A 368-nucleotide genomic window follows, 5' to 3' on the forward strand; every position below is an offset into this window, starting at 1 on the left:
ACATAGGTAAGCAACGCTGTGGACTGCACGGACTTCTTCGACACCTGCGGCGTCGCCATGTCCGTCGGCAGATCCGGGCTGGCGCTGTCGACGGCATTGCGCACTTCGCTCAGCGCCGCCTCGGTATCCTTGCCGATCTCGAAGGAGACGCTGATCGACACCGCGCCATCGGTGATCGTGGTGGCGATGTGATCGAGTTGGCTCAGCGAGGCGAGCTTATCCTCGATCTTGCGCGCCACCTCGGTTTCGAGCTGCGACGGCGCGGCTCCTTCGAGCGAGGCCGAGATGGCGATCGTCGGCAGGTCCATATCGGAGAATTGCTGCACCGACAGTTTCGAGAAGGCGAGCAGGCCGCAGACCGTCAGCAG

At 63.3% G+C, this 368-nt stretch carries 1 protein-coding gene; it reads right to left on the bottom strand.

From position 1 onward, the window contains the following. On the bottom strand, positions 1-368 hold a 368-nt coding region (locus AC1D0P_RS32085), incomplete at both ends, for an efflux RND transporter permease subunit (RefSeq protein ID WP_477680415.1).

Source organism: Polaromonas sp. P1_G2 (assembly GCF_056405515.1).